Origin of the sequence: Rhodococcus sp. ENV425 (genome assembly GCF_002887785.1) — a bacterium.
In the GTDB taxonomy this organism is placed as follows: domain Bacteria; phylum Actinomycetota; class Actinomycetes; order Mycobacteriales; family Mycobacteriaceae; genus Rhodococcus; species Rhodococcus aetherivorans.
The window spans coordinates 8,475-11,800 of the sequence record NZ_PCZU01000037.1 but is presented as its reverse complement, the minus strand read 5'-3'; the positions used below and the strand labels follow the sequence as shown (position 1 = coordinate 11,800).

Annotated in this window: 2 protein-coding genes and 1 pseudogene; 1 reads left to right on the top strand and 2 read right to left on the bottom strand. The window is 70.1% G+C overall.

The annotated features are described in order from the left end of the window. Nucleotides 1-2,060 (top strand): serine/threonine-protein kinase (locus CQZ88_RS02595; protein ID WP_102799211.1); only part of this gene is annotated, 2,060 nt, incomplete at its 5' end. Between the two features lie 81 nt (nucleotides 2,061-2,141). Here CQZ88_RS02595 and CQZ88_RS02590 read toward each other — a convergent pair. Both CQZ88_RS02590 and CQZ88_RS30380 read right to left on the bottom strand, forming a co-directional pair. Further along, nucleotides 2,142-3,011 carry a DUF559 domain-containing protein gene (locus CQZ88_RS02590; RefSeq protein ID WP_044476061.1) on the bottom strand — a complete coding sequence of 290 codons (870 nt, stop codon included), beginning with the start codon at nucleotides 3,009-3,011 and terminating at the stop codon, nucleotides 2,142-2,144. 146 nt (nucleotides 3,012-3,157) lie between these two features. Continuing rightward, nucleotides 3,158-3,326, bottom strand: a pseudogene (locus CQZ88_RS30380) (acetate kinase); the annotation flags it as partial.

The following is a 3,326-nucleotide window of genomic DNA, read 5'->3' as shown; positions in this document are numbered from 1 at the left end:
ACCCGGCCTCCGTGGTGCTCCCGGATCCGCACGTGGCCGAGGGCAAGCGGTTCTGCTGGAAGTGCGGCAAGCCGGTCGGCCGCAGCACGCCGAACGGACCGGGCCCCACCTCCGGGCGCTGTCCCTCGTGCGGCACCCCGTTCGAGTTCGTCCCGATGCTGCCGCCCGGCGCCATCGTCGGCGGGCAGTACGAGGTGCAGGGCTGCCTCGCGCACGGCGGGCTGGGCTGGATCTACCTCGCCGTCGACCGGAACGTCAGCGACCGGTGGGTCGTGCTCAAGGGCCTGCTGCACTCGGGCGACGCCGAGGCGCAGGCCGTCGCCGTCGCCGAGAAGCAGTTCCTCGCCGAGGTGACGCACCCGAGCATCGTGAAGATCTTCAACTTCATCGAGCACCCGCGCCCGGACGGCACCCCGATGGGCTACATCGTCATGGAATACGTGGGCGGGCATTCGCTGCGCGAGGTGCTCGACAGCTGTCCCGAGCCGGCCCGGATGCCCGTCGAACAGGCCATCGCGTACGTCCTCGAGATCATGCCGGCGCTGAGCTACCTGCACTCGATCGGACTCGTCTACAACGACCTCAAGCCCGAGAACATCATGGTCACCGAGGAGCAGCTCAAGCTCATCGACCTCGGGGCCGTCACCGGCGTCGAGGACTACGGCTACCTGTACGGCACGCCCGGCTACCAGGCCCCGGAGATCGTGCGCACGGGCCCGACCGTCGCCACCGACATCTACACCGTCGGCCGGACCCTGGCCGTGCTCACCCTCGACATGCCGTGGCAGCAGGGCCGCCTGGCCGACGGCCTGCCCACCCCCGAGAAGGCACCGCTGCTGGCGGAGTACGAGTCGTACCACCGGCTGCTGCTGCGGGCGACCGACGCCGATCCGCAGCAGCGGTTCCGGTCGGCCGACGAGATGGCGAGCCAGCTGACGGGGGTCCTGCGGGAGATCCTGTCGCAGCAGACCGGCGAGGAGCATCCCGGCCTGTCGTCGGTCTTCAGCCGCCAGCGGACGACGTTCGGGACGGACGAGGCCGTCGGACGCACGGATTCGATCGTCGACGGCGTCGCGCGGGACGAGAACCTCTCGGCCCGCGACGTGGCGGCGGCGCTGCCGGTGCCGCTGCTCGACCCCAACGATCCGAGCGCCGCGCTGCTCGCCGCCGCGGTGCACAGCGAGCCCCAGCAGACCCTCGACTCGCTGCGGCACGCGCGCGACAACGGGCTCGAACGCGTCGTCGGCACCGCGGACGTCTCGTTCTCCCGCGAGATCACCCTCGCGGAGGTGCGCGCCCATCTCGACCTGGGCCACGGCACCCGCGCCGCGGAGATCCTGCGCAAGCTCGAACGCGACCTCGGCGCGGACTGGCGCATCGACTGGTATGCCGGACTGGCGGAACTCGTCAACGGCGAATTCGAGTCCTCCTTCGGCAGATTCGAGAAGGTACTCGCGGCGATGCCCGGCGAGACCGCACCCAAGCTGGCGCTCGCCGCAACCGCGGAACTCATCCTGCAGCACTGGGAGAGCGACGATCCCGAGGCCTGGCGCCGATTCTGCGAGAACTACTACCGCACCGTGTGGCGCACCGACCACAACGTGGTCAGCGCGGCGTTCGGCCTCGCCCGGCAGCTCACCCGCCGCGGCGACCGGGCCGGTGCGATCGCGGCGCTCGACCAGGTACCCGCGAGTTCCCGGCACCACGCCGTCGCCCGCATGACCACGGTGCTGATCCTGTTGCACGACAGGCCGATCGACGAACTCGAGGAAGCCGACCTGCGCGAGGCCGCGCGCCGGGTGGGGACGTTGTCGCCCGACGAGAGCCGGTTCCTGCAGATGCGCACCCTGGTGTTGTCGACGGCACTCGACTGGGTGCGCGCCGGCCACTCCGCCCGCCGCGAACTCGACCCGATCCTCGACGTCCCCTTCACCGAGAAGGGACTTCGCGCCGGCACCGAGTCCGGCCTGCGCGCCCTCGCCCGCAACGCCCCCGCCCGCACCCACCGCTACACCCTCGTCGACCTGGCCAACGCCATCCGCCCCCGCAGCATCCTGTAGCCCGTCTCCGCGCCGAACGTTGAAGGGGTCGTTATGAAGACATCGGGCGAGTAGCACTCCCGACAACCGCCCCCTCGCGCGTCACCAACGGGCACCAGCCGCGTCCAAAGCTCGGCGGACACGTTCGACAACGATGTGCGGCCGTTCCCTGAGGAGCACGGCGCCCACCCGCACAACTCTCCAACTGTTCTCCTCGAGGACCGCATATCGATCGATGTCCCGCGCTCGCTGCCGCCGGTCGGTCCAGTGGTGCTCGCCGTCGTATTCGACGATCACCTTCCACCGTCCCCATCCCATGTCCGCTCTCGCCAGGAATCGTCCGGAGCCGTCTCGGATGATCAGCTGCGTTTCGGGCGCAGGCAGCCCGTGGCGAGCGAGCAGGAGGCGAGTTCGCGTTTCGGGTGGAGACTCGGCTCCACCGTCGACGACGGCCAGCACGCGCCGGAGCTGTGCCACGCCCCTGGCGGCTCCGCGACTTGCCGCCACGTCGAATACGTCCGTCACCGGCAACCCCGTGGCGTTGCACAGGGCGTCCAGGGTTTCCACGGCGTGGTCGAAGCCGAGCGCGCGACCGAGATCGAACGCGGTGCGTGCCGGGGTCGTGACAATCAAGCCGCCGATCGTGCACACCTCGTGTGCGGCCAGGTCGGCCTTCCGCACGAGGATTGCCTTGGGCGCCCGCACATGAGCACCGAACGCCAACTCTGGGGGCACTTCGTCGTCGATCCATCTGGTGCCGTGCACCGCCGCGGCCGACATGCCGGCAAGTACGCCTTTCCGTCCCGACCACAGCCACGCCGCGTGCGCACGGCCGACCGCGTCGAGCACGGTGCCCTTCGATACGTACACATTGCGATGGATGCGATCGAACCGGCAGCGCAGATCGTGAGCAGTGACCCGGCCCGAAGCCACAGCTTCCGTGCCGAGGAAGGGTCGACCGGAGAAAGTCATGCGCGCAGCATGCTGGTCGCGCCGCGGCCGGGAAAGCCCGCTCACGTCACTCTGTGGACAACTCGGAGCTGTCCACAGGTACCACCTCGAGGGGGCGGCCTTCGGGAGTGGCACCTGTACGATGTCGCGCCCTCGCCCCCTTCGGCCTACACCAGCGCCGCGGCCGCGCGCGCGATGGCGAGCTCCTCGTTGGTCGGGATCACGAGGATCTCCACCTGCGACGTGTCCGCCGAGATGCGCCGCTCGCCGCGTGCGGAGGCGGCGTTGCGGGTCTCGTCGACGGCGATGCCGAGACGCTCGAGGCCGGCGAGGGCA

Excerpts from the sequence above, each read along its gene's own strand:
- CQZ88_RS02590 (WP_044476061.1), bottom strand. The coding sequence starts at position 3,011 with ATGACTTTCTCCGGTCGACCCTTCCTCGGCACGGAAGCTGTGGCTTCG.